A 25,926-nucleotide genomic window follows, 5' to 3' on the forward strand; every position below is an offset into this window, starting at 1 on the left:
TCTCCCCCTATCGATCAGTGTTCCCACCTGCGAACGTACCCTCCCCAAGTAACACCCGCCAGAGAGTGTCGTCAAACCTCCTGACAGCACCACCCCAGCGTGTCACGATGAGCTGCTGCGTGGGGGATGCCCCGGGTAGGGAATCTGTGTCTGGGGGTGCGTATTGAACGCTACGAAGTTCGCATGCCTGGGCAGCGGCGTCCTTCTCCTGCTCCCAGGGCTCTATCTGCTCCTTGTGATCGGAATGAGGGGGAACATCAAAGCGGGATCATTCGAGATATCGGAGCCCCACGTACTGAAGCATCGTGTCCGCCTCTCGCTATTCGCCTGGGGCCTCGTAGTGCTCGCTATCCTTGTCGCGGCCGCCCCATTCATCGCGAGCGATGCAAACACCTCAACAAGTGCAGCACCCTCAGACAGCGATAGTTCTACGCCAATTAGCGAAGAAACGAGACCCGGTACATCTCCTGGCAACAGCTCACCAACACCTGCCAGTGTTACTCCGACCGAGCTGGCCTCCTCCCCAACTGTAGCGAGCGGAAACGTGGCGCCGCTTTTCCTCAGCGATACGGAGCCCGTGGCCGCCCAGGGAATTGGGTCACACTCAACGTCTGCAACGATCGACAAAGTCCCCTACCCTCATAGCGTGGCCCAGTTCCAGAGCCGATGCTCAGAGAGTGGCGAGCCGAAGCAGTGGGAATACAGCATTGGGGCCAACTACCAGTCCTTCTCTGCCTGGATCGGCCTGGACGACAATAACCGTGCCGCCGACCTCAGCGTCACGTTCGAGATATACGCCGACGGTAAACCCGTATATGAGAAGCGCGTCACTGCTGGGGCAGCGATCCAAGCACACATAGATGTGCTGAACGTGCGACGTCTCAAGCTGGTGAGCTCCTTCTCCATCTCGACAAATTGCAACAGCTTCGACGAAGCCGTGTGGGGCAATGCCAAATTCTCCTGACGACTCGCCCCGCTGATGAGCCGAGTACGGCGGAACACTTCGGCGTAGACGAATAAGAAAACCTGTTTTACCCATACGGAACAAAGACGGACAATCCGCCCATGACGAGCGGCTTCATATCGGGCGTCGTGGCGCTCGCTGGCATCGACATTCAGACGCCGGACGATGCGCCCCTTGAGTGGGAGAACGTCACTATCCGCCGTTTGTCAGCGGCCGAGCAGGGCGACCCCATGGTGGGGTTGGGCGCGGCCTTCTGGAGGTCGGCCTGCCGCTGGCCGTCGAGGACCTCGGAGAGGGCCGCTCATCGGTCCTCCGCGAGCTGGGCAGCGGTCTCCCGTCGAGGGACGGGGAGGGGAACGGGTGCCGATGCCGGTGCGGCGCGGGCACCGTGCCGCACCCTGAGGTCGACGATGTCGATCAGGTGGTCGGGACCGCTGAACACACCGTCGGGAGTGCGCCCTTCGGCCGTCGATCCGTCGTCGATTGCGGTCAGCCGGATCTCCATCGAACCGTCCCCGCTGGTGGCCGTGGTGGTGGTGTGCCCGGCCGCCAGGTGGCGCGCGAGTCGCCGAGCAGCCCCAGGAACAGCTGGAAGGCGAGTGGGTCGAGTTCGCCGAGCCGGGACAGCCGCACCGGCCCGCCCGTCACGAGACGGTCCCGGGCCCGCCTGGTCTCCTCCGTCTGCGGGGCGGCGATCTCGGCGAGCCGGCGCTTCGCCTCGCCCCGGTCGGCCACCCACCGGGGCCTGCCGCGCCGTTCGTAGCTGCCGGTGCGGCGCAACTGGGGCTGGCCCTGAGCGGTCGCGCCTCACTCCAGGGGGTAGAGGCCGCCACCGGGGAAGCGGTCCTTTCGGCGAGGGTATCGGCGTCGACGGTGAGGTGCCGGGAGGTGTGCAGCCCGAACGCCATCCGCCACAACCGGTGCCGCGCCGCGTCGTCCGGCGCCTGGGCGAACACCAGCGCGCGAGGGTGCGGAAGTCGGCTGAGCGATCCGAGCGTCCGGCCTGCCGCTCGTTGAGCTGCCGTACGACGGCCAGGAGCTGCGGGATCGATCCGAGCACCCGCCCACGCAGCAGTCTGGCCTGCGACTCCCGCCCCTCCCCCGACACGAACCACTCGGCCAGCCCGGACCGCCGGGCCGTCCACCGCTCGCACGCCACCGTCTCCGCCCGCCCAGCGTCCTCGGGAGCAGCGTCGGCGGCCTCGCGGGCGGCGGCCAGCCGTAGCAGCGGACCGACCCGCTCCTGCTCCTCAAGCTCCCCGATCAGCAGAGCGATGCGCCCGCCGAGGGTGATGAAGTCCTGGATGAAGCGCTCCAGGTACTGGATCAGCCGGTCCTTGTAGGCGAGGAACGCCTCGACCTCGATGTCGTGCAGGTCGATGGTGCGCTGGAGCGAGCCCCGGAAGGCACGGGCGTTGTCGGCGAGGTCGATGAACCGCGCCGTCAGCACGGACAGGGCTACGTACGCCTTGGTCGGGTCGGGCTCGTCCTCCGCGGCGATCACCAGCAGCGCATGCAGCTGCGTGACGATGTCGTGCAGCGCGACCGTTCCGTTGGTTGCGTAGCGTGACCAACGGTGACGCACGACGCGGCCCGTTGTACGCATCGCGCCGGAACGTGTACGAGGTCCGCGGCGTGACGAGGCCGCCGGGATGGCGTTGAGCCTGGGAGGCGGTAGCGATGGCCGAGGGCACGGAGGAGGGGTCCGAGACCGTGATCCGCAGGCCACGCGGGACAGGCGACAACGGACACATCCGGCCGTCCAGGCTGTCGTCATCGCGTTCGGGCAGACTTGAAGACTTTGCGGGTGCGGGCGGGCCTGGAGCGCGAGGAGTTCGGACGGCGGATCGGATACTCGGCGTCCACTGTCGCGTCGTACGAGCAGGGACGGCGGATCCCCTCTCCCAGGACCATCGACCGGGCCGACGAGGTTCTGGACGCGAGCGGGTTGCTGACGGTGTGGAAAGAGCAGGTGAAACGAGCTCAGTATCCGGTGTTCTTCTAGGGGATGACGACGCTGGAGAAGGGGGCTCTGGAGCTCCTCAAGTTCGACACCCATGTGGTCAACGGCCTGCTGCAGACCGAGGAGTACATGAGGCCCTACTCGCCTTGCGGTGTCGCCCGGTCATCCGCGTGTCGCGTGAAACGTGGGCGGGGTTCGTCGGGGAGGCCTGACGGTCGTACGTCGAGCAAGAGCCCTGCCGCCCGATCCCAGGACGGCAGGGCTTCCTCACACCGCTACTTGGGCAAGTACGGGCTCGGCTTGCCGTACCAGCTGATCCGCAAGGTGTCACGGGCGCGGGTGGCCGCGACGAACAGCAGTGACCGGGCCTTGAGTTCCTCGCGGGCGAGGCGCCGGGGGTCCGTGTCGCGGTAGCGCTGGACGACGGACGCCCGGGGAATGACGCCGTCGCGGGCACCGACGATGGCGAGCCTCTGGTATTCGAGGCCCTTGAAGCGGTGCATGGTGCCGACGTGGATGTCACCGTCTCCTTTGACACCCTCCTTGGTGAGTTCGGCTACGGTCAGCTCGGCCTCGGTCGCCAGGTGGTACATGACCTGGTTGACGGCTTCGCGGTCGGCGACACACACCGCGATGGTGCCTCGGGGATCGCGGACCTTGCCGTCGGCTCCGCCGGTGGCGAGTTCCTGGCGCCAGGCTCGCAGGGTCGTGGCGAGCTGCGCGAGTTCGTCGTCCCAGCTCTCGCAGCGGACGAACTCAGGAGCCGGACCGCGCAGAACCGAGCGGTAGCCGTCGAGATTGTCGGTGCCGTCGTCGAGGTCGTCGAAGGTGATCTGGTCGCTCTTGGGGTTCACCACTTCCATGGCCCGGTTCAGGATCTCGCGGGTGGTGCGGTAGCTGAGGGTGAGGCGGGCCGCGCGACCGCGGATGTTGACGCCCACGGTCCCCAGGGTGACCTGCTGGTCGTAGATGCGCTGGTGGGTGTCGCCGGCGATGAACATGTCGTCCTCGCCCGGCGCGACCATGGCACGGAGCATCTTCCAGTGGGCCGGCCTGAGGTCCTGCGCCTCGTCGACGACGACGTGCTTGTAGCGGTGGCCCAGGTAGTACATGCCGGAGCTGTCGTCGCGGTGGATGAGGTCCTTGCCGCCGATCTCGTCCTTGTACTCATGCCGTTGCTGGATCTTTGCCGCGCGCTGCATCTCGAAGCGGGCGGCGCGCTCGGCGGCCTGACCCCAGGTCTCGCGGCCCTCCTTGTCGAGACGCGTGGTGAACTGCTCCAGGAACTTCCAGATCTGCGCCCGGTCGGGGCGGCTGACGGACCGCCCCCGTCCGGCTCGACGGGCGTCGAAGTACGCCTTGCGCGTGCCGAGGGACTGGCCGAGGATCACCTGCTCCCATTCCTCGTAGAGGAACTCCGCGTCCCACCGCTTCTCGTCGAGTTCCAGAAGAACCTGGCGGAGCGTGCCCAGTGCGACGTTGTCGTAGATGCGCTGCTTTCCGGCGCCGGCGACGGTGTTCTCGTTGAGGACGCGGGCGGCGAGCTGGTCGATGTGCGTGATGTCGACGCGGGCCAGCTGCTCAGGTTCGAGCAGGGACGCCAGGCGGGCCCTCAGGTCGGTGGTGAGATTCTTGGTGAAGGTGGTGAGCAGGATCGGCTTGTTGTGGCCGGGGGGCAGCTGTTCGGCGAGGTGCTTGACGCGGTGCAGGGCGACGATGGTCTTGCCGGTACCGGGGCCGCCGGACACCCTGAACGGACCGCTGCAGCGGCGGTCCACGAGCTTGGCCTGGGCCGGGTGGAGAAAGACCTTCCAGGCACGGAAGTCTCCCTCTTCGATGATGTCCTTGAGGGCGTCGTCGATGGTGGTGACCGTGGTGCGGGCGAGCGCCGCGTCCAGGTCGTGCCGCTGGGCTTCGTCGAGTTCGACGTCGACGGGAGCGGTGATCTCCTTGCGCACGTCCGCGATGGACAGGCCGGCGGCAAGGCCGTACAGGATGTCCTTGGTGAGGAGGGGGGCGCCGGAGACGAGAGCGTCGAGTTCGGTGCTCTCGGTGACCGCGAGGGCGAGGTCGATGAGCTGTTCGGCGACGCCGAGGTCGCGGAGGTCTTCGGCGGTGACGTCGACGAGGAGCGGTTCGGCCTGGGAAACGGCGGCCGTGCTGTCCGCCGGTTCGGCGGTGGCCGGTTCGGGGGCGGACGTCTCCGGCTCGTCCGCGGTTTCGGGCTGCTCGGCCGGGGTGAGCGTCATCCCGGCCCGCTGCAGAACGCTCTGGCCCACCACGGAGAGGTCGACGAACTCGATCTCTCCGGTGATGCGGTTGATCGCGACGGAGAGTTCTTCGTAGACGTGTTTGCGGTGCCGGACGGCGACGACCAGCCACTTCTCGCGGCCGGCGTCGTCGATGCCGATCTTGGCGAGAAGCGCGCGGTAGGACTGGTCGATCTTGGCGCGGTAGACGCGGCCGTCGCCCTTGAGCGGCTTGAGGTCGAGGCCGGGGTGGTCGGGGTTCTGCCGGAAGCGGTGGCAAAAGTCGTAGAACTTGCCCTTGACCGAGCGGTCGAGCTTGTACAGCTCTTGTTCGGCCTTCTCGTACAGGCTGAGCCGTGCGGTCATCGGTGGGTGGCGCCTTCCGTGTCCGGGAGCAGGGTGAGCAGGGTGTCGAGGTGGTCGAGCCAGTCGGCTGCCGTGCGCACGGTCCAGCCGTCGCCGGTGTAGGCGTCGTCCCGCTTCTTGCGTTCCTCGCTGTCATGGGCGTCGGAGTCGACGAACGCCGCCACCTTGGTGGCACCGGGCCAGGCGAAGTCGGCCTGCCAGCCGCGGTCACCGAGCTCATAACCGAAGACCGGTGCCTTCTTGCCCCGTGCGGCGAGTGACCTGGCCAGTTGGGTGAGGTCGGAGTCGGGCTCGTCCTCTTCGAGCAGTTCCAGAATGTCCTCGTCCCAGGCCGCGTCCCGAAGCAGTCCTTCGACCGCCTGCTCCAGCGAGGAGGTCGATTCCCGGTCCGGCGCCGCTGCCGGACCGGTGCTCGCCGCCGCGGCCGTCGTACCGTCCGCCGAAGGGCCAGGCGTAGCCGTCTCGGGGTGCAGCCGCGCGATGAGCGTCTCCAGCTCTCCGGGGCCGCCGCCGACCCGCAGCGCCTCCACGGCGAAGTCGGCGGCCAGGCTGCCGGCAAGTTGCACGCCGTCGCCGCCGGTGAAGGCCAGGAACTGGAGGAGGTTGGACCAGTAGAGCCAGGAGCGCCACCGAAGTTTGTGGGCGACGGTCCCGAGCTGGTCCTGGTCCTGGTCGTCGAGTACGGCGAGGGCGCCCCAGCCGACCCCGGCGGTGCCGTCCGGTCCGCTGGACGGGTCGACGGTGTAGAGCAGCGACAGGCCGTGCTCGTCGGTGGCGGACAGGACGAGGATCTCGCCGTTCCCGGTGACGGGTTCGACGCCGGCCGCCGGGTTCCCGCCGCTCGCGAGGGAACCCAGGGCGCTGCGCAGAGTTGCGCGGGCCTGCGCGGGGTTGACGTTCTGGGCCAGCGGTTCGGGCGCGCTGAGGAGTCCGCCGACCAGCGCCTGGGCCCGCCGTCCCCAGCGGGCGCGGGAGGGGTCGCGCAGGTAGCCGAGGAGCGTGTCGACGGGGTTGGCGAAGACGGCGCCGGCGAGGTCGGCGCGGTTGCCGCCGAGTTCCTCGTACCAGTCCTTGGCGGTGTCCTGACCGGTGCGCCGGTAGGGCGGCCACACCGGGCGGGCCTTGGCGCGTTCGCCCTTCTCGAAGAGTTCGAGGTCGTCCCAGGTGACCTGGAAGACCAGGGCTCCACCGGCGCGCAGCTCGTCACGCTTCCGGCAGTCGGAAGCGATCCGGTTGTGCGTGCGGGTCGCGTGGAAGCGGTGACCGTCGAGGAAGACGTGCACCTTCTGGGGTGTGCCGTCGGTCCGCTCGAAGGTGAAGTCGGTCCGGGTGAACTCCTCGTCGCGCTGGGCGGTCATGCGCCAGGCCGCGGTCCCCGCGAACCGCAGGAGGCCGCTGTGCGCGCCGCTCTCCTCCAGAGCGGCGTCGTCCTGACCGGTGCTCCAGGTACGCAGGGCGGCGAGGAAGCGGGCCTCCAGGTCGGACTCGACCTGCCGGTCCAGGCCGATCGCCGCGGTCGTCGGAATCTCCTTGGTGGCCCAGTGGCTGACCGGGTTGCCCTCATCGTCGGTGAGCGGACGGCCGTCCTCGTCGACGGGGCCGAGGAGACTGTTGATGATCTCCAACGCGTCCTTGCGCGACACGGCGTCCTGATATCGCTCTTCCGCGTGCCGGTGCAGGCAGCGGTGGCAGGCGCGCCGCCCCTCTTCCTTGCAGGGACAGCCCACCAACATCTCTCGGGCTTCGGCGAGGGTGTCGCGGAAGGCGTCGGGCTTCTTGAGCCGGTCCAGGTAGCCGGTGCCGCCGGGCAGCCGGTCGTACAGGACGAGGAAGTGCCGCCTCTCGCCGGTGGCCGCGTCGGGCATCGTGGCGAGGGTGGTGTCCAGGTGGACGGGGTCGCCGCCGAAGTGCCGGTCGACACCCAGCCGTAGGGCGGCCCGGAAGGAGTGGACCTTCTCGTCGACGAGGACGGTCGCGGCCGGGAGCAGGATGCGCAGGGCCTCGGTGGTGAGCTGGTGGGCGAGGAGCACCGGTTCTTGCTTCGGCGCGTCCGGCCCCCTCTTGCCCCGGCGCAGCGGGCACCAGGGCTGGTGGTGCTTGACAGCGGGGTTGCGTACGGCGGAGGTGTCGAGGGCATCGGTGTCGTGGTCGAAGACGGGTTTGCCGTCGGCGCTCGCCGCCCCGCAGGCGGTGCAGACGTGGAAGGGCGCCAGCCGGACGTCGTGTCCGGCCAGCTCCTCCTCGGCGCGGGCGTCGAACCGCATCGGGCCGACGTTGATCCTCCGGATGACCGCCTTGCGGGAGTAGTCGACGCCGAAGGTCTCGCGGGTGTGCCGCCAGGACGCTTTGGCCTGGATGTGCTCCGCCGGAAAGTCGACCGCGTCGACGATGGTGTAGAAGCGCTGCTCGCGGTCGTCCTTGTCGTCTCCGATACGGGCGTCGTCGCGCTTGTCGCGAGAGGTGACGACGGTCGGTTCGATCACGTGGTGGAGACAGGAGCCGTCGTCGGCGATGCCGGTGCTGTGGCAGCGCGGGCACGGGCGGCGGTCCTCGGCGGCGTTCTCGGTGCGGACGTAGCCGCACTCTCGGCAGAAGCGCCAGGGCGTCCAGTCGGGCCGGGTGGAGCTGCCGATCTCGATGCCGGTGATCTGGTGCTTGTAGCCGTTGACGTAGAACGTGTTGCCGGGGGCGAGTTCGGACAGTGCGTAGCGCTGGGGCCGCTCGTACGGGCGCACCTTGGAATCGAAGCGTTCCCGCCCGGTCTTCGGGTCGGGGCCGTCGAACCAGTACAGGGTGGCGTTGAGCGTCGTGGTGGCGTCGAGGAGCGCGTAGTTCGGCAGCAGGCCGAGGTCGCAGAGGGCCTGCTGGGCGGTCACGTTGCCGCGTTTCATCAGGCGTCGGCCGACGGCCCGGTGCTCCGCCTCGAGTTCGGCCTTGCGGACGCGCTGCTCGTCGTCGTCCTCGTGCAGTTCGCGGACGGCGTCGTCGATGAAGGTGAGCCTGCGCCGCAGTTCCTCCTCTCCGCGCTTCCACTGCCGTGCGGCCTCCTCGACGGCGCCGCGCAACTCGCGCTCGGCGTAGGCGCGCAGTTCGTCGGCGGCCTGGGGGTTGACGCCGGTGGGGAAGAGGCCGAGGAAGGCCTCCACGTGCTCGGCGGCACCGGCGAGGGCGGCCTCCACGAGGTCTTCGAGATAGCCGGTGGAGCCGAAGAGGGCGGGCGCTTCACGAGGGATCGCGGCGAGCGTCCGTCCGTCGGCACGCTTCAGCCGACCCTGCGCGGCGAGGTCGAGGAGGTGGGCGAGGTACTGCCGGCGCAGGATCTCGATGGCCGACAGGTAACTGCCCGGCGGCACGATCTGCCCGGCGATCATCTCGCGGGGCTGGTCGAGGTAGTACAAGTCCCGGCGACTGCGGTCGGGGATGGTGAGGAGGAAGGCGTTGCCGGTACGCCGTCCCGCACGGCCGACCTGCTGGACGTAGTTGGCGGCGCGGCGGGGCAGCGCGGCGAGCACGACCGCCGACAGGTCGCCGATGTCGATGCCCATTTCCAGGGTGGGCGTGCAGGACAGCACGTTGGGGTCCTTGAACCCGCTGCCGTCCCGGAACGCCGCCTCGACCCGTTCGCGTTCCGGGCGGGTGAGCATGCCGGTGTGCTCGGCGGTGATCACCTGGTAGGTGCCCGCCTTGCGGTACAGCCTGCGGTAATAGTCCTCGCGGTGGTCGCGGTCGCGCTGGTGCCGGCCGAGCCCGTCCGGCCTGGTTCCGGCGACGAGACGGCCGGTGCGGCAGCGGTAGGCGGGGCACTTCTGGCCGTCCCACTGGCCGAGCAGGGACGGGTGGACGGTCTGTTCCCAGAAGCAGGACGGGCAGCGGACGAACGCCTCGTTGACCTCGTCGTCCTTCAGGAGCTGTACGTCGACGGCGCCCGGCTTGAGCCCGTAGATCCGCAGGCTGCTGTCCTCGGGCGTGCGTGCGGCGATGAGTCCGGCGGCGACGAGTTCGGGCAGCAGCCGCGACCAGAACTCGGCGGCCTGCTCACGGGGCAGGCCGAGGCTGCGCTGGGCCCACCGCTCGTACCAGGAGAGGCGTCCGGTGGCGAAGTCGAACTCGCTCCTCGACTTCGGCGCGCTCAGCAGGAAGACGGGGGCGGCGATGCCTTTGGGGAAGGCCCTCATGCCGACGGGCCGCTTGCCCCAGATGAAATAGCGGCTGGTTCCGGCTTCCTTCAGGTAGCCGTCCAGCCAGCGGTGGCCGATGGCGCCGCGGGTCCGCAGCCGCTCCAGGAAGATCCGCAGGAACCCGAGGTAGCGGTCGTCGTCGTCCAGTGCGTCGGGGACGGGCAGTTGGCCGCCCTTGCCGTACGGCGCGGTGTGCGCGGCGCGGACGATGTCGACGGCGGCCGTCGGGTCGGCTATGCGGACCTGGGCGGCGGCGGTGCGGGTGAGTTCGAGGGTGCGGCCGTTGCGGGAGCGGAACCCGAACTCCATCAGCGCCTCGAACGCGAACCGCTCACCGATCAGTTGCCAGGTCTTGTAGTCCCCTCCCCGACCCTGACCGGAGAGGAGCTTCTTGACGCCCTTGATGTCGTGCAGGTCGGTGGGGACGACGGCGGCGAGCGTCGTGCGGTCGGTGGTCGCGGCGACCACGTCGGCGATCAGGTCGTTCAGCGCGGTCGGGGCGTCCTCGGAGAGGTGGCTCTTGAACAGGGCGCGCAGGGAGAACGTGTACGACCGGCTGGCGACGAAGCCGGCGCGGTGCGCGGCGTCCTGCACCGAGTCGTTGAACATCAGGGTCTTCGTCTCGCCCTGCTCATCGTCCAGTTCCCCGCCCGTGAACAGCTGGGTGACGGAGGCGGCGGCGAGCGCGGCGGCGCCGGTACCGAGGAAGCGGATCGTGTTGCGCGAGCCGCACGCCGGACACCAGTCCTCCTCGGCGGCGGTGGTCGCGGTCTCCCCCAGATACACGAGGACGAACGCCGAGTCGGCGCCCGCGAGCCGGGGGCTGCCGGTCTCCGGTTCGTAGTCGGCCACCGGGTCGGGCAGCCGCAGCCTGCGCTTCGGTCCGTCCAGGACGCGGAGCTGGCCCGCTCCGGCCACACTGAGCGCGTTGGCATCGGCGCGCCCGGCGGCACGGCCCGCACCCTCCATGGGCGCGGTTCCGGAACCTTCCCGGGCCTCGCCGTCGGTGGCGGCGATGAGATTGCGCACCCGCATCTTGTCCTGGCTGACCGAAGCCCGCCGGATCTTGTGCGTGTCGACCTCGACGTCCAGGTCGTCGGACTCCGGCGTGAAGACCGCCCACCCGGAACGCCCGCAGTCACGGCAGTAGACGGCGGGCAGGAACAGGTTCGCCGACTGTCCTTCTGTGGCGGTGGTGACGGGCGCGGTGCGCGCCGCCGCCTCCTCGGAGGTCTCGGGCGCGCCGGCCGTGTCCCACTGGAACTCGGCCTTGGGCCAGGGCAGCACTCCCCGCACGAGACGGGACACCGACCGGGCCCATTGATGGACCTCGACCTGCACGAAGGGACGCGGCTCCTCGGTCGTCGACCCCGGGTGACGGGCCACGGAGAGCAGCGCGACAAAGCGGGCGAGAGCCTTCGCCGCCAGCTCGGGGCGCAGAGTGACGGTCCGGCCCCAAGCCTGGGCACCGCGGCGCCACATCAGGTCCAGGACCTCGGGGACGGAACGCACCTTCCCGTCCAGGGCGTGCAGCACGGCGGCGGTCAGCGGATGCCGCTTCAGCACCCGGCCGAGCACGAACGGATCGGTGTCCCGGCTACCGGTGACGACCTCGGCGAGAGCGGCGAACTCCTCCTCGCCGAGGGTGGGGTCGGGCAGGGCGGCCAGTTCGTCGGGGGTCGGCACGGGCAGAATCGGATCGAAGTCACCGCTGGGCACGAACTCGTCCACGGTCAGCCGCTGTTCGCCGACGATGGCGTCGGCGGTGAACTCGGTGCCGAACACCTGGGTCGCCACGTCGAGCAACTGCCGCGCTCCATCGGCGTCCGTCCCGGAGGCGAGGGTCGCCGAGGTGGCGACCGGGCAGATACGACCGAGCGGCCGCCCCTTCTCCGAGGCCCCGACGGCGGAGGCGAGCCGGCGCAGGAGCATCGCCACGTCCGTGCCCTGCGCACCGTCGTAGGTGTGGAACTCGTCGACTACGACGTACCGGATGTCGGAGCCCGCCCACATCGCGGCGTCGTCGGCGCGCTGGAGCAGCAGGTCCAGCATCTTGTAATTGGTGATCAGGATGTCCGGCGGCGTGACCTGCATGTCGTACCGGTCGGTGTACACGTAGCCGTACCGGGTCACTGCGCGCTCACCGATGTAGAGACCGGCCCGGACCTTGTTCAGTTCCGGCTGGCCGGTGAGAAGCCCGTTGATGCGCTGCGCCTGGTCGGTGGCGAGGGCGTTCATCGGGTACAGGAACACGGCCTTCACGCCGGCGTGCCCGGCGGCTCGCTCGCGGGCGCAGTGGTCGAGTACCGGATACAGGAACGACTCGGTCTTACCGGACCCGGTGCCGGTGGTGACGAGCGTCGGCCGGGGCGTCCGCCCGCCTGCGGACGACAGCCGCTCGAAGGCAACGGCCTGGTGGGCGTACGGCGTCCAGCCGTCCGTGCGTCGCCAGTCGAGGTACGCCTCCCACGACGCGTCGGCTTGGACGAAGGGCGTGCGCAGCCGGAGGAACGGCCCCCGGAACATGCCGGAGTTGTCGTCGCCGAGAAACCGGTGCAGCGCCTTCCGCGCGCCCTCGTCGGTCAACGCGTAGGTGGTGGACAGGTACTGGAGAAGGCTCTCCTTCAATCCCTCCGCTTCGAGCGTCGGCCTCACGGCTTCGGCACCTCCTGCTTGACCGGGTCCCACTTGCCTGCGGCCACGGCGTCGTCCAGCCGCTTCTGGAAGTAGGCGTGAGCTTCACGCATTTCGGTCTCGCGGTTGGCCTTGTAGAAGGGGGCGGTGTAGCCGTCGGGGGCGGGGGTTTGGGGGGCGGGGTTGTTGGCGGGGTCTTCCTGGTGGGCTTTGAAGGCGGGGTCGGCCTGGTACTTCTCGAACTGCTTCCAGTGGTCAGTTTCCTGACCGACGCCATATGCGTGGCGATCTTGCGCCAACTGCCGCCCTCGCGCATCGAACCATAGGTACTCCTCACGCTGCGCCAAGAGGGCTAGACGAGAGCGATAGGACGCGATGAGGCCATCCGGGGACATGCCGATCCACACGGCAATCAGCGCATCGAGCTCAACCAAGGCGGCTCGCCGCTCGAATTCGCTGCGCAGCGGTGTCCGTGCAGACCAGAGGGATGTGGTTTTCCCGAGCGACGGAATATTGCCCCAGTTGCGCGCCCATACCTCATCCCTCCAGGCTTCTGCGTAGCTAAAATTCCACAGAAGGGAGTATGCACTTGTCAGACAGTTGAGCCGAGCAGACCTGATCATCAAAGCTGACGCCAAAGGATGCCTAAGCGAAGGGGCCGGCAACCTCAACGCCTCCCTTTCACGCATATTGGTGATCGAGAACGCTCGTAGCATGTAATCCAGCGGCACCGATGACCAAAATCCACTTGCCATCAACAAAAATCGGTTGTCACCAAAGGCAAGACTGTTGATGGCATCCACATGTGTTGCCCCTGGAGGAATGATCGCCGAATTCAAGACACGCTCGGTCTTCCCGTCATTCCGCAGCCGGAAAGCGAGCCTGTAGTAGCAGGCGTGCGGACGCCCGCGCCACGGGCCCCAGACACCGCGCCTGCCGAAGAACGCCTCGAAATCCGGCCCTCCGGACATTCTAGTTGACGGGATGAAATCTGCGTCAATTGACGTCAGATCGACACGTTCACCCGCGGGATGAAGGTTTTCTCCTTCCTTGGCGAACGGCGTTGATGGGCTGATGTGCGGACCATGAAGAACAACGTCGTCCCATCGACTCGGAATCGCAGTTCTCCAGGACACGACCCCTGCCTCGACATCGTCACGCTCCCTGAAGCCGCTACTCATGCGGATTTCCGAAGGATGCAACCTAACCGGGAAATCCGAAATCGACTGCACAGCACTGTCCTCACTGAACGTGACAGGGTAGAGCACGTCAGTCTCACTCACTGCACAATCAAGGCCTTGTCGCTCACGCCACCGAGAAAGCGTGTCTCGATTCACCTTGACCACTCGCGCTCTATGGGGTCGAATATCGAAACCCCCGTCATGCCTGAGACCCGGCTCGGGGCCACTACCATCATGCTTCAGAGAATCCAGCAGAACTTCCGGCCTGTAGAGATGACTCAAGTGCTCGAAGTTGACCTCTTGAGTCGGCCCGTAAACGTTCGCGGCGAATTCTTTCTTGTCTCCGACAGGTCGCGGGAATGCCCAGTTTCCCACGTTCACAAACATGCCATGCACACGAAGTCGACGATAAGCTTCAGACCTGATGCGTCTCGTGGCCTCCCCCTTGAGGTGGCCGTCCGGGTGCACCAACCCGACAGCCCCAAGGTGATTGGAATGATCCCAACATTGATTCATGAAACGCGGGTGCAGATGCGCCGATGTGCCAGTCAACTTTGGATAGGTCATCGCTGCTGTCACGTAAGACGACGAGCTTTCTGCGTTATGCAGTTCCTGCACGACACGAGCACACTGTTGGCGGTCTTGGAGGATGCCTTGAACAAAGTCAGAGCGCTCTTCCACGGAAAGGTCTCCCCGCAGGGCAAGCAAGGGAACGTATTCGGCATAGCTTGCGTGAGCGTCCCACTTGATCTCGACCCACGGCGGATTCCCCAATTGAAGATCGAACCCACCACCCTCCACGAAGGCGAGCGCAAAGTCCAACTCCCAATGCAGGAAGCCCTGTTCCTCCGCGATCTCCCTCACGAGCCCCATCCAGGGGTACCGCGCCTCCGGGTCGGTGCGGTCCATCCACATCTCGTCCAGGAGCAGCTTCTCGTACTCCCCCAAGTCCTTCAGACTGTCGAGGTCAGATCCAATGCTGCCGTCGGGGACCGGGCCCACTCCGAGCATGGACTCCAGGAAGTCCAGCCAGTCGTTCAAGTCCTTGAGCGGGATGACAGAGCGGCGGCGCTTCGGAGCTGAACCGGTCGGCTTCTTGCGCTGCTTCGGTACGCCGCCGGCCTTCTGCACCTCGTAGAAGTAGTCGCCCTCCGCCTCCATGTCCGAGTCGTCGAGGGAGGGCTGGTCACCGTCCATCTGGAAGAGCAGGCCCGCCTGAGCGAACCGAGGCACGGGCCCGCTCGTCGCAGGAGCAGGCGCAGGCACAGGTTCGCTGCTCGGCTGCGCCTCCTCCGAAGCCGCCTGAGGCGTCTGCGGCTCGCCGAACCCGCCCAGCAGCTCCTCCACGTCGACGGACTCCGCCGCGTACTCCCCGTCCGTACCATCCAGCAGACCGACCTTGTCCACCGGCCAGAACCACAGCGCGCACCAGGCGTCCATCACCTGCTTCAGCCGCCAGTACGGTGTGTCCACGGCGTTGAATAGGTCCGCGTAGACCTTCTCCTTCGACAGCCGCGTCGCACCGGCACCGTTCTCGGCCCGTCGCAGGAACCCGAACTCCTCATCCTGCGGGTCGGCTTCCCAGACGTCGATGCTGCGGGCGATCTCCCGCTCCGACAGCTCCATCCGCTTGACGACGAGCTTCCACAGGAACTCCGCGCGCCGTGACGCGTCCCGCAGCCGCGTGTACTGGCTAGCGGCCTCGTCGCCGGACTTCCGGTCGATCCTCGGCGTACCGGCCTGCGTGTACTTCCGTTCCGGCTTCTGGAGGACGCCCTTCTTCCACTCCTTGAGCTGCTCGACGCCGTCCCCGGCCAGCTGCCCGAGCAGCTTCTTCGCGTCACCGCCCGCCCGCGTCACCGCCGCCCAGCCCGGCGTCGGCAGCAGGAACTGGTGCACCGCACCGTCCGGCAACGGCAGTTCCTGACCGCCTGCCTCGTTGTCGCGGAACGGCAGCCGGGCGGGGGCCAGGGTGTCCTTGTCCATCAGCCAGCGTGGCTTGCCCTTCTGCGGCGCCACGTCCCCCGCCGCGTACACCGCCCGCCGCCCACCGATTAGCGAGTTACCGCGCCGCAGGTGCAGCCCGAACCACGGCGCCCGCATCCCCGGGTGCATGGTGTTGAGCCACAGCGAGACTTCCGCCAGCTCGACGCCCGTCCGGTTCAGGTCGACGCCGTACGCATTGTGCAGCGCGATGTACGCCTTGGCCTTCTGCTTCTCCGTCAACGCCTGCGAGGTTGGGATCGAGCGGCCCAACTCATCCTGCCGCCGTCGCAGATACTCCTCGGCAACCTGGTTGATCGCCTCGTTGAGGAACGCCCCGGAACCGAGCGCCGGCTCGCAGATGCGGTACTTCAGCAGCTCCGAAGCCCGCGTCTTGACGACGTTCCCCGCCTCGTCCTTCTCCTGGTCCAGGCGATGCTTCAGGGCCAGTTCGACGGTGACCTTCGTCAGCGACTCGGGCGTGTAGTAGGAGGCCGAGGTCTCCCGGTCACGGCCGGCGAGGCGGTACACGAACGTCCCCGCCGGGTACTTCTTCGGGCCACGCAGGCCCTTCTCCTCACGGTCCCGCTCGTCGTACTCGACCCAGGTCTTCTCGTCGTACTCCTTGAGCCGGTGCGAGGGGACGAGCCAGGAGCCCTTCTCCGGGTCACCGCCCTTGGCGACCTCCGACAGCTCCTCCTCGGCGATGATGCCGGTGTACGACATCAGGCCCTCATAGACCGCGCCGAGCTGGTTGATGCCGAGGTTGCGGTACGAGATGAAGCCGCCGCGCTCACCGCGCCGCTTGGCCTTCTTCATGGAGAGCAGGCGCAGCACCTCGTGCAGGGCGCTGTTGCGCAGGCACAGGTCGAGCCAGACCGGGCCGTCGGGGCTGTCCTCGTCGTGGCGCGGGTCGCGGGTGCCGCGTCCGATGAGCCGTACCGCCGCCGGTTCGAAGAGTTCACTCCGCAGCGGTTCGAAGCGCAGGCCTCGGCCCTCGCTGCGCTGCTTGGCCTTCTTCTTACGGGTCTCGGCGTCGTCGCCGTCGAGTTCGTCCCACGGTTCGGTGCCGTACTCGCGGTGCCCGTAGTTGACCTTGTTGAAGAGGAGGTCGAGGGAGTCGTGCAGGTGCGTGCCGTTGCGGGCGGTCTCGTCCGTGAGCTGGGCGTCCCGCTCGACGATCTCCCGGAGCCTCGCCACCGAGTAGCCGGCCTCGTAGGTGCCGTCGTCGGCGGGGAGGATTCCCAGTTCGGGACGGGCCTCGGCGTACAGGAGGAACAGGATGCGGTAGAGGTAGCGCAGTGCCTCGCGGGTGAGCTGCCGGGCGAAGGGCTCCCCCGGCTTTTCGAGGTCGCGCGGTTCGAGACCGGCTTCCTCCAGTCGGGCCAGGACCTCGTTGGCGATGATCTCGACGGACTTCTGGAGCCCCTGGCGCAGCTCGCCGGAGACCCCGACCGCGTTGTCCCGGGATGCCTTGACCAGGGCGTCGATCGCCGACCCCTTGCCGTCCTCGGCCGGGGCGAGCGCGTCGTGGCTGAACAGGCCGGCGATGGTGGCGAGTTCACCCGTCTGGCGACGGTCGTAGCGCTCCAGGGCGGCATCGACGTTGGCGGCGAGGTAGCGTCCCTCGCCCCATGCCTGCCGGTCGGCGAGGACGATCACGCCGCCGCAGAGCAGCAGGACGAAGCGCGGGGCGCTGCCGCCCTCGCCGCCCAGTTCGCTCTGGAACAGCCAGGTGGCGAGCGCGTGGCCGGACTCGTAGGTCTCGCCGTTGCCCACCGTCCTCAGCGGGTGGAGCAGACGGCCGTAGCCGTCGGCGTCCAGGGCGGTGTCGTTGCTCGCGGACCAGCCGCAGTCGACGGCGACGATGCCGTCTCCGTGCCAGGCGACCTCGACTGTGTGGTCGCGTCCGGCGCGGTGGACGGTCAGTTCGAGCGGACCGTCAGCGGCGTCGGCACCCGGGTAGCCGAGGGCGGTGAGCACCCTGCGGTGCCACTCGGCGACGCGCCCGCACCACTCCTCGTCCCTGTAGGTGTTGAGGCGCTCCTCGAAGCCCTCCTTGTCGGGGTGCTCGTCGTCCTCCGCGTCCGCCTTGGCCTGCTCGGCGAAGAACCCCCGGAACTTCTCGTCGAGGTAGACGGAGCGCAGACCGCGCAGGGCTACGCGCGGTGTGGGGCGCTTGTCGTTCTCGTCGGACTCGCGGTCCGTCCAGGCCGCGAACACGCCTTTCTTCAGTCCGTCGGCGAGCTGCTCGGCGAAGTAGTGCGCGGACAGGTACTCGCCGCGGTTGGAGAAGGAGTCGAAGTCGGTGCTCATCGGGCGGTCGTCTCTCCGGCGTCGGGCAGGTCGGTCGCGGCGGACCCGGTGGTGGGCGGTACGGGGGTGGCGGCGAGCGGTTCGAGGACGGCGAGGAGCCGCAACAGCGGGGCGCCCGAGGTGCGCAGTGAGCGGATCAGCGTCCGGCGCCGGTCGGCCGTGAGGTTCACGTCGTTCTTCTTCTTCTGGGAGCGGCGGGCCTCCGCGGTGAACAGCGCGGCCTGCTTCCATTCGGTGACGCGCTTCTCGAACGGTGCGAGCACGGCTTCGATCTGCTGTGCGTAGGCGGCCTCACGTACCTCCAGGAAGCGCCGCGCCTCGGCGACCGCGGCCGGCACCCAGCGCTGCAGCGCGTCCTTGTTCACCGGAGCGTTACGCCCCGGCATGCTCGGGCCGACCCGGCAGGCGGCGAGGAGGGCGTTGTCCATGCGGTAGGTGCGAGGGGCGTCGGGCAGACCGGTGACGGCCATCCACTCGACGACGGTGGGACGTCCGGCCTTGTTCGAGTAGATGCCCTGGAGGAGGTAGACCGGGCCGTCGAGCGCGGCGGGCAACTCTGGATCGATGTCGGCCGCCTTGTCGCGGTCCGGATCGAAGGCGAGCACGAAGGCCTCGTCGTGGCGGAGTGCGGCGAGCGCCTTGTCGGTGACCCAGTCCAGGACGGGATGGACGTCGGAGACGTAGCTGACGTTCGGCCACTGGCTGTCGGACTCCTCGCGGGCCACCTTCAGACGCTTGCCGGCGAGACCCTTGTCGAACGTGAGGCGGATGCGTGCCTCCTTGTTCGCCGTGGGGAGGATCTCCTGCTCGGTCAGATAGGACTTGGGCAGGGCCTTCAGACGGTGGAGGAGGTCCGGCGGCGGCTGGAAGGCGAGGGTGCCGTCACCTTCGCGCCGGAGCTTGAGGGCGATGTCGGGGCTGATGGGGTGGCAGACCTGGCGGAGGGCCTCGTCGAAGTAGTCGGCGGTGGCGGTGGCGCTGCCGACCGTGCCGAACAGGCCGGGCACGGTGGCGCGCGGCACGTCGTCCGTCGGCTTCTTCGCTCCGACGTTGCCCATCGCCCTGGCCAGCATGGCCTTCGCTCCGCCGCCCGACGTCGACGACGACTGCTCGATCGACTCCTCGACGGTGCGTCCGGCGATGAGGTCGCGGGTGAGCCGGTCTTCCTCCTCCTTCGCCTTGTAGATCCCGGTGACCGCTTCCGCGGTGCCCTCGATGCGGTGGGCCTCCTCCTCGCGGGCGAGCAGCTTCGCGCCGACGAGGCGGTCGTCGAGCGGCAGGGACTCACCGGTCGCGTCGTCGGTGCGCCACTCCACGTCGCTGGTGAGCACCAGGGCCCGGAACCGGGGGTTCTTCTTCTGCCCGTAGCGGTCGATACGGCCGTTGCGTTGCTCGATGCGGATCAGCGACCAGGGAAGGTCGTAGTGGATCAGCTCGTGGCACTGCTGGTGCAGGTTGACACCCTCGGAGGCCACGTCGCCGGTGAACAGGAGCCGGACGGGCTTCGTGGCCAGGCCGAACTCCTCGACGATGCGCTGCTGCTCCTGCTCGCCGGTGGCGTCGCCGTGCATGACCTCGACGACCCCGCCGTACGCCTTCCAGGACTTGGATTCCTTCTCGCCCTGGTCCAGCTGCTTCACGCGCGGGAATCCGAGCCGGGCCGGGAGGGTCTCGGCCAGCCACTTCAGGGTGGGGATGCGCTCGGAGAAGACCACGACGCGGGTGTCCGAACCGGGGCCGACACCAATGTCCTTCAGGACCTCGACCAGGGCTTCGAGCTTCGACGAGTCGTCGTCGCCGAGGTCGTCGGCGAGGCGGGCCAGGTCGACGATCGCCTTCCGCTCGATCTGCCGCGCCGCCTCCAGCTGGGCCGGGTCCTGGCCCTTGCGGCCCTTCAGGGGCTTCTCGAGGGTCTTGGTCCGGGCGGCGACGGAGACCTGGAACGCGCGGTGGGAGGAGAGGAACGCCTTCAGCAGGTTGTAGGCGACCATCGAGTCCACGCACACGGAGGAGGCCGCCGGGTCGCGCGGGATCCACCGCGCGGCGAGCTCCGCCAGGACCGCCTCCTCCTTCTCGGTCGCCTTGGCGAACACCGGCTTGGACGGACCACGGTCCGCCCATTCGCCCTTGAGGGAGTCGCGGACCTCGCGGTCCGTCTTGGTGCGGCGGATGTACAGGTGCTTGAGGTCCTTCACGTCGTAGGACGACGGATCGGCGATGGCCGCGTCGTCCAGCATGCCGATCAGCTCGGCGAAGGACTCGGCGTCCCCGTTGTGAGGGGTGGCGGAGGCCAGTACGAAGGCGTCGCTGCGGCGGGCGAGGAGGCGGGCCAGGCCGTTGTTCTTCGTGTTCCGGTTGACCAGGTTGTGGGACTCGTCGATGACGACGGCATCCCACTCGGTGTTCTCCAGGTGGTGGGCGTAGACGTCGCTCTTGAGGGTGTCCACGGAGATGATCGCCCGCCTGAAGTAGGCGAACGGGTTCCGGCCGGCCGGGATGTCCTGCTGGATGCGCTGGATGCCGGTGGAGTCGAGACGGACGAGCGGGATGGAGAAACGGGTCCACAGTTCGCGCTGGAACTGCTCCAGGACGTGCGCCGGGGTGACCACGAGGATGCGCTCGCCGCGACCTCGGCGGATCAGCTCGGCGAGGAGGATGCCGATCTCCAGGGTCTTGCCGAGACCCACCACGTCCGCGATGAGCACGCGCGGCTGGGGGTTGTCCTGTGACAGGGCCAGCTCGGCGGGGCGGAGCTGGTGCGTCTGCTCGTCCATGAGGAAGTTGCCGATCAGCGCGAGCCCGTGCTCGGTCTGCGGCAGCGCGGTCTTGCGGATGACGGCCTCCAGGTAGAGGCGCGCCTTGCGGTGGTTCGGCGAGGCGTCGGGGACCAGACGGGTCTTGTCGGGGTCGATCGGCTCGATGTGGTCCAGCTTCTCGTAGAAGACGGCGTCCATGCCGCGCACCAAGGAGGAGACGCCGGTGACCTCGACCATCCAGCCGTCGTACGTGGTGTCGGCGACCTTTTTTACCAGCCACTGCTCGTTGCGCACCACGACCTGGGATCCAGGGGCGAACCTGGGACGGCGCGAGCGTGGCCCGGCCTCGGACGGGGCGTCCGGTGCGGTCCGCTCACAGACCGTCGAGCCGTCCACCGAATCGAAGGTCCCCTGGTCTGCCAGCGTTGTGCCGTCGCCCGCCCCCGCACCGCTCACGGACCGCTCCGTTCCCTCGTCGTCCTTGACGTCCCGCATACCGTTCTCACTGCCGCCTTCCGGTGTCTCGCCCGCCGCCGGCGCTGAAGCGCCGCCTCGGCCCCCATGGGAATCGCCCTGCCTGCTCACCGCATGTCACAGGTCCGGTTGCATCGCGTACCGGGCTCTCAGCTCCTCGGCCACCTTCTGCGATGCCGGTTTCCGGCCGGGCCCGCGGGGCGACTCGACGGGCGCCCGCTCGGTACGACGGGAGGCGGCGTCCTCACGATCCGTACCGCCGTCCGACGGTACGTCCGCGGCTCCGGTGTGGGTGTCGCCCCCCCCTGTCGCACCGGAGGACTCGGGCTCCACCCCGTCCTCGGCCGTGTCAGGGCGGGCAGGGCGGTCCAGGGGACTGTCGACGCCGTCCTCGTCCACGACCTGGGTGTGCACCTCGGGCGCATCGCCGTACTGGACCGCGATGCGCTCCCACACCGATGGCGAGGGCCCGGTACGACCGTCCCCTGCGCCGAAGGGAACAGCTACGTCGATCAGTGCGTAACGCGCCTCTACAGGGGTGAACCCCGCGTCCTTCATCAGCGCGACACACCGGTCCGTGACCTCCGCGAGCGCGGGCCGGTCCTCCGGAGCGTGGGCGAGCATCGCCGTGACCAACGGAACGAGCGCCTTGGGCAGCCCTGCGAGGTCCGGCGGCTGCGTCTCGTCGGTCACCTGAGCGACGATCGCCGGCCAGCCGTGTCCCTCGTACGGGTAGTGGCCCGTCGCCGCGTACAGCAGAACCGTGCCTAGACCGTAGACGTCAGCCGGTGTTTCCACCCGGGAGCGGCCGAGTGCCTGCTCCGGCGGCATGCAGCGGACCGTGCCGATGATCATGCCGTCGTGCGTGAGGGTGTCCTTGCCCGCGTCCAGGAACGCGCCCAGTCCGAAGTCGATCAGGATCGGGCCGTACTCGCCGAGCATCACGTTCTGCGGCTTCAGATCGCGATGCAGCAGGTCGACGGCGTGCACCGCCCCCAGGCCTTCGGCGAGCAGCGCGCCGAGGCTGGCGACCAGCGGCACCGGGAGGGTCCCTGCCCTCTCGACCTGCTCGTGGACGGTCAGCCCGGGCACGTACTCGACGGCCATCCACGGCTCGTCGGCGTAAGGGTCTGCGTCGAGGAAACGGGCCACCCGGTTGGTTCCGACTACCGTCCGGGCGATCAGCGCCTCCCTCTCGAACCGCGCTCGGGTCGCCTGATCGAGCCTGTCGTTCCTGATCACCTTCACCGCGACCGGGTCGCCGCCGGGCGAGTAGGCCAGATAGACCTGTCCCATGCCCCCCGCGCCCAGCTCGCGCTCAACCGTGTACCGGCCGATCTGCGCGGGCACCTCAGTCATCTCTGCCGCGTCACCCTCTCGCGCCCACCTGCCCCGGCACGTCACACTTTCACCGAAAGTTCACCCTATCGCTGCGGCCGGAGTGCCGTCATCGGGTGCGCGGCCTCTGACATTGGCGAACGTCGAGCCGGCCAGGAACGGCGCCCGCTTCCGGACCACCGCTCACCGTACGCAGTCCCTAAGCTGCCGGGCGAACGAGGTCAAGTCCCGCATGTCCTCCGGCGGCAGCGGATCGTCGTCGAAGTGAGCGATCCTGTTCCTGATGGCCTGCACGCGCTGGAGATGGTGGACGAACTGGCCGCGGTCCAGTGCCGGGCGGCCCAGCGCGACCCAGTTGGCGTCGGCACGCTGAGCCAGTGCGGTCCTCCTCTGAGCGCCGTCCAGGAGCAGGACGTAGTCGCCGAACATCAGGTCCTCCACCTTGCCGGTGCGTTGCTCCGGCCTGCGGTTGGTCGCTTGCACGGCGATGACCGCTTCTGCGTCCAGACGGGCGCCCAGCCAGCGGCGGAGCAGCGACTCGATCTCACCGAGGAGGAAGAACGGCCGGGCGGTGTTCTGGAACCGGCGGACGATCTCCTGGTACGTGACGATGCCAGATATTCGACCGTCCTGTCCCCGCACCAGCACGTAACCATGGTCCACGAGCATGGGCAGGCAGCTGAATAAATCCTCCCTGCTGTCGAACACCGGCAGGGACTCCTGCTGCATGGCGTTCTCCAAGCTCGTCTCCCAACCGTTCTCGTACATCAGAGCGATCGACTTCCAGGTGACCACTCCGTGGAGCTCGGTCATGTTGCTGACCACGGGGATCTGGTTGTAGCCCTCGTAACGCATGAGATAGGTGGCCTGACTCAGCTCGGCACCAGGAGGGACGCACTTGAGACCGACCACGGCCGAGGGCAGTTCCCCCAGCAGCAGGCGCTGGGGCAGCGCACCCGGCGGCAGCGGATCGGCCGGCACGGCGGGATCTTCCTCGGGTGCCACAGCCGTGGTGGCCGCGACCGGCACGAGCCGCACCCGGGCGAGGGTGGGACAGGTGGAGAAGTCGGGAAGCGTCATCAGCCCGGCAGCTGCCAGCGACTCGTTCATCTCCCGGATGATGCCGGTCTGCCGCACCCGCACCTCGTACAGAGCCAGCAGGTCGGACAGTGCGAGTTCCGCCCCCTTGAGGGCGATCAGCTCTGCCGTCGTCGGCTTCTTCATCAGCGCTCCCCCTCTTCGTCAGCAGCGCCGCGGACGACCGTGGTGCGCTTGCCCATGGCCTGGAAGACCAGGTCCTCCAGCGCGGAGGCGCGCGCCTCGAAGAACGCGACGTAGTCGTTGGCCCGCAGCGCCTTGGCGTCGATGAGATGGGTGGAGATCACGTCGTCGAACCACTCGGAGCGCATGTCGGCCGCCGCTGCAAGGGGCTCCAAGTACGCAGCCGGGGCACCGCTGAGGGCCTGGGCCGCACGGAGTGACAACGGCGTTTTATTGATGATGGAGCTAGCCGGGTAGCGCTCGTCGAGGTTCCGGCGCACCCAGTTCTTCGGGAAGATCTGGTGCACGTCGACGCCGTACTCCACCAATGTGCCCGGAGCCATCGGCCCGTCGGTGTAATGCCAGTCCACAGCGCCCTGCCGGATCAGGAGCGCGAAGACGCCCTTGTATGCGGCGCTGTTGCGGGTCTTGAGAGTGAACAGGCGCTGGGGGTCGAAGAGGGAGTCGGCGATCGTGTCGGGGACTTCGCCGTCGTCACAGATCCATGCGATCAGTTGCTCCACGTCACGGGTGAAACGTGTCTCCGTCGAGCCGCCGTACATCTCCCCGAGGACGCCGCACCAGTACCACTGCGTGATCTTCTGAGTCGCGCCCGGATTGTCGAGGTCTTCACCGAGGATCGCCCGGACCGCGGCCAGTGGAACCACCTGCGTCCGGTACGGCAGGTCCGCGGCCTGGACGATGCACTGTGTGAACAGAAACTCCCCGACCCATTCGAAAGCATCTCGAAGACGGGGGGCGAGCGCTTGGAAGTCCTCCAGCGGGAGCTCCAGCAGATCGCGCCGCTTGCAGGAGACGCCCACCGTGGAATCGAGGAGCTTACGGTTCCACGTCCGCACCAGGGCCACTGCCTGGAGAAAGTCGCTGTTGGTCAGACCGTCGTCGAGGTCCACCTCCAGGCGGCCGAGCACCGGGTACCGCTCCGCCACCTGTTCCTTGATCGAACGCCAGACGGAGGGCAGGTCGTAGTAATCGCCTGTGCGACTCGTGTACGCACGATCCCCGGCATAGGTGGCGGTCAGCAATTCGAAGACGTTGAGCGGGACGCCTCCCGTGTTGACGCGTTCGAAGACAGCGCAGACGGCGTCCATGGACGTCGACGAGGACAGATTGATCATGGGCACCTGGAACGACCTGACGGGGTGCAGCACCTGGTCCTCGAACTTGATCCACAGATCGAAGTTCTGCGCCTCGTCCGCCCTCTCGTACTCGCGGCGCCACGCATTGACCCTCTGGGTGTCGAAGACAATCCGCAGGGGGAACATTCCCGCAGCGCATTCACCCGCGGTGTCACTGAGGTCGTGCACGACCTTGCGCCCGAAATCCCTGCGCAGGATGCGGTCCTCCGGCACAGAGACGATCGCCTCGTCGCGGTCGGACGGTGAACCGGTCGCCTTTGCTATGTCGACGTAGTACCAGCGGCGAACCGACTTACCCCGCGTGTCCACGGTCCGTACCGGCGCATCGGCCACGTACAGAGCTTGGAAGAGCGACGTCAGACGCTGCTGGCCGTCCAGCAGCAGGAGACTGGGATCCCGCCCGGCGACCGACTCCGCACCCGTGAGCGGCCTGGTACGGAAGCGGGAGGCGCCACCGGTTTCCAGCGTCATCGTGACGCCCAGGGGGTAGTCGAGCGTCACGGTCGCGATGATGGCCCTGATGCGGTCGTCGTCCCACTTCCAATCCCTCTGGAAGTCGGGGAGTTGAAGCCTTCCCGAGGCGACGTCACCGAGAAGCGTCTTGAGATTTGCACTGTCCAGCCCTGTCACGTGCCCCGTTCCCCACCCTCGCGTCATCGCGGACAAGGCATTGCATCAAGGGAAACTTGCTGCGTCAACAACGATTTGACATAACGTCACATCGCAGTAAAGACCCGGGAGGCAGCCCCTGGTCGGCGTTCACGACGCTGACCGGTCGACTCGAGCGTCTCAACTTCCGGTGGAGCAACGCCTGTCACTGTCTCATCGCACGCATGACGTTAACGCCACGTCCAACGCGGCCTGCTTGCAGAGGACTTGCGGCCAATCCGGTGGCCTTGCTGGAGGAACTCATCGAACTGGGTGTGGTGTGATGACCGGACACAGCGGAGAGGCGATCGACCTGACGGTCATCTACCAGCTGGCGTTCGACATCAGCCGCAAGAACGCTGTGCCCCGCATGCCCGTCAACTGACACCGAACCGCGGTCGTCGGACGGCGCCCTGTCTCCCGGCCGACGACCGGTTACCGCCGGTCGGCTGTCGA

The 25,926-nt window shown here is 68.0% G+C and carries 9 protein-coding genes and 3 pseudogenes; 2 read left to right on the forward strand and 10 right to left on the reverse strand.

Translation table 11 applies throughout. From position 1 onward, the window contains the following. Positions 1-244 precede the first annotated feature (244 nt). Positions 245-964 (forward strand): NPCBM/NEW2 domain-containing protein, encoded by a 720-nt coding sequence (locus ACFVYF_RS23785; protein ID WP_389458355.1) that lies wholly within the window; start codon positions 245-247, stop codon positions 962-964. 301 nt (positions 965-1,265) lie between these two features. On the opposite strand, the gene ACFVYF_RS23790 is transcribed toward ACFVYF_RS23785, so the two are convergent. The 3 genes and pseudogenes from ACFVYF_RS23790 to ACFVYF_RS23800 form a co-directional block, all read right to left on the reverse strand. After that, positions 1,266-1,469, reverse strand: a complete 204-nt coding sequence (locus ACFVYF_RS23790) for a hypothetical protein (RefSeq protein ID WP_389458308.1) — start codon at positions 1,467-1,469, stop codon at positions 1,266-1,268. Further along, positions 1,454-1,872: pseudogene (locus ACFVYF_RS23795) on the reverse strand (DUF2397 family protein). Before ACFVYF_RS23795 ends, ACFVYF_RS23790 begins: the two are co-directional and overlap by 16 nt. A 53-nt stretch (positions 1,873-1,925) precedes the next feature. Continuing rightward, positions 1,926-2,570 (reverse strand): annotated as a pseudogene (locus ACFVYF_RS23800) (TIGR02677 family protein); the annotation flags it as partial. Positions 2,571-2,616: 46 nt separating this feature from the next. Here ACFVYF_RS23800 and ACFVYF_RS23805 point away from each other — a divergent pair. Further along, a pseudogene (locus tag ACFVYF_RS23805) lies at positions 2,617-3,062 on the forward strand (helix-turn-helix domain-containing protein); the annotation flags it as partial. A gap of 140 nt (positions 3,063-3,202) precedes the next feature. On the opposite strand, the gene ACFVYF_RS23810 reads toward ACFVYF_RS23805, so the two are convergent. The 7 genes from ACFVYF_RS23810 to ACFVYF_RS23840 all read right to left on the reverse strand — a co-directional run bounded on the left by ACFVYF_RS23810 (position 3,203) and on the right by ACFVYF_RS23840 (position 25,452). Continuing rightward, positions 3,203-5,542, reverse strand: coding sequence for a UvrD-helicase domain-containing protein (locus ACFVYF_RS23810; protein ID WP_389458310.1), 2,340 nt, complete (start codon positions 5,540-5,542; stop codon positions 3,203-3,205). After that, positions 5,539-12,375 (reverse strand): DEAD/DEAH box helicase, encoded by a 6,837-nt coding sequence (locus ACFVYF_RS23815; RefSeq protein WP_389458312.1) that lies wholly within the window; start codon positions 12,373-12,375, stop codon positions 5,539-5,541. Before ACFVYF_RS23815 ends, ACFVYF_RS23810 begins: the two co-directional genes overlap by 4 nt. Continuing rightward, on the reverse strand, positions 12,372-17,834 hold the full coding sequence (locus tag ACFVYF_RS23820; RefSeq protein ID WP_389458314.1) for a hypothetical protein: 5,463 nt from the start codon (positions 17,832-17,834) through the stop codon (positions 12,372-12,374). The genes ACFVYF_RS23815 and ACFVYF_RS23820 overlap by 4 nt, the downstream gene beginning before the upstream one ends. Next, positions 17,831-21,085: a DEAD/DEAH box helicase gene (locus ACFVYF_RS23825; protein WP_389458316.1), complete on the reverse strand. Its 3,255-nt coding sequence runs from the start codon at positions 21,083-21,085 to the stop codon at positions 17,831-17,833. Before ACFVYF_RS23825 ends, ACFVYF_RS23820 begins: the two co-directional genes overlap by 4 nt. A 96-nt stretch (positions 21,086-21,181) precedes the next feature. Continuing rightward, entirely contained in the window at positions 21,182-22,423 is a 1,242-nt protein-coding gene (locus ACFVYF_RS23830; protein ID WP_389458318.1) for a serine/threonine-protein kinase, read from the reverse strand. A 162-nt stretch (positions 22,424-22,585) separates the two neighbouring features. Then, positions 22,586-23,626, reverse strand: a complete 1,041-nt coding sequence (locus ACFVYF_RS23835; protein ID WP_389458320.1) for a CBS domain-containing protein — start codon at positions 23,624-23,626, stop codon at positions 22,586-22,588. Next, positions 23,626-25,452, reverse strand: a complete 1,827-nt coding sequence (locus tag ACFVYF_RS23840) for a DUF262 domain-containing protein (protein ID WP_389458322.1) — start codon at positions 25,450-25,452, stop codon at positions 23,626-23,628. The genes ACFVYF_RS23835 and ACFVYF_RS23840 overlap by 1 nt, the downstream gene beginning before the upstream one ends. Positions 25,453-25,926: the final 474 nt, after the last annotated feature.

Source organism: Streptomyces sp. NPDC058274 (assembly GCF_042881375.1).
In the GTDB taxonomy this organism is placed as follows: domain Bacteria; phylum Actinomycetota; class Actinomycetes; order Streptomycetales; family Streptomycetaceae; genus Streptomyces.

Coding starts and splice junctions, on each gene's coding strand:
- ACFVYF_RS23820 (WP_389458314.1), bottom strand. CDS start 17,834: ATGAGCACCGACTTCGACTCCTTCTCCAACCGCGGCGAGTACCTGTCC.
- ACFVYF_RS23835 (WP_389458320.1), bottom strand. CDS start 23,626: ATGAAGAAGCCGACGACGGCAGAGCTGATCGCCCTCAAGGGGGCGGAA.
- ACFVYF_RS23790 (WP_389458308.1), bottom strand. CDS start 1,469: ATGGAGATCCGGCTGACCGCAATCGACGACGGATCGACGGCCGAAGGG.
- ACFVYF_RS23830 (WP_389458318.1), bottom strand. CDS start 22,423: ATGACTGAGGTGCCCGCGCAGATCGGCCGGTACACGGTTGAGCGCGAG.
- ACFVYF_RS23825 (WP_389458316.1), bottom strand. CDS start 21,085: ATGCGGGACGTCAAGGACGACGAGGGAACGGAGCGGTCCGTGAGCGGT.
- ACFVYF_RS23785 (WP_389458355.1), top strand. CDS start 245: ATGAGGGGGAACATCAAAGCGGGATCATTCGAGATATCGGAGCCCCAC.
- ACFVYF_RS23810 (WP_389458310.1), bottom strand. CDS start 5,542: ATGACCGCACGGCTCAGCCTGTACGAGAAGGCCGAACAAGAGCTGTAC.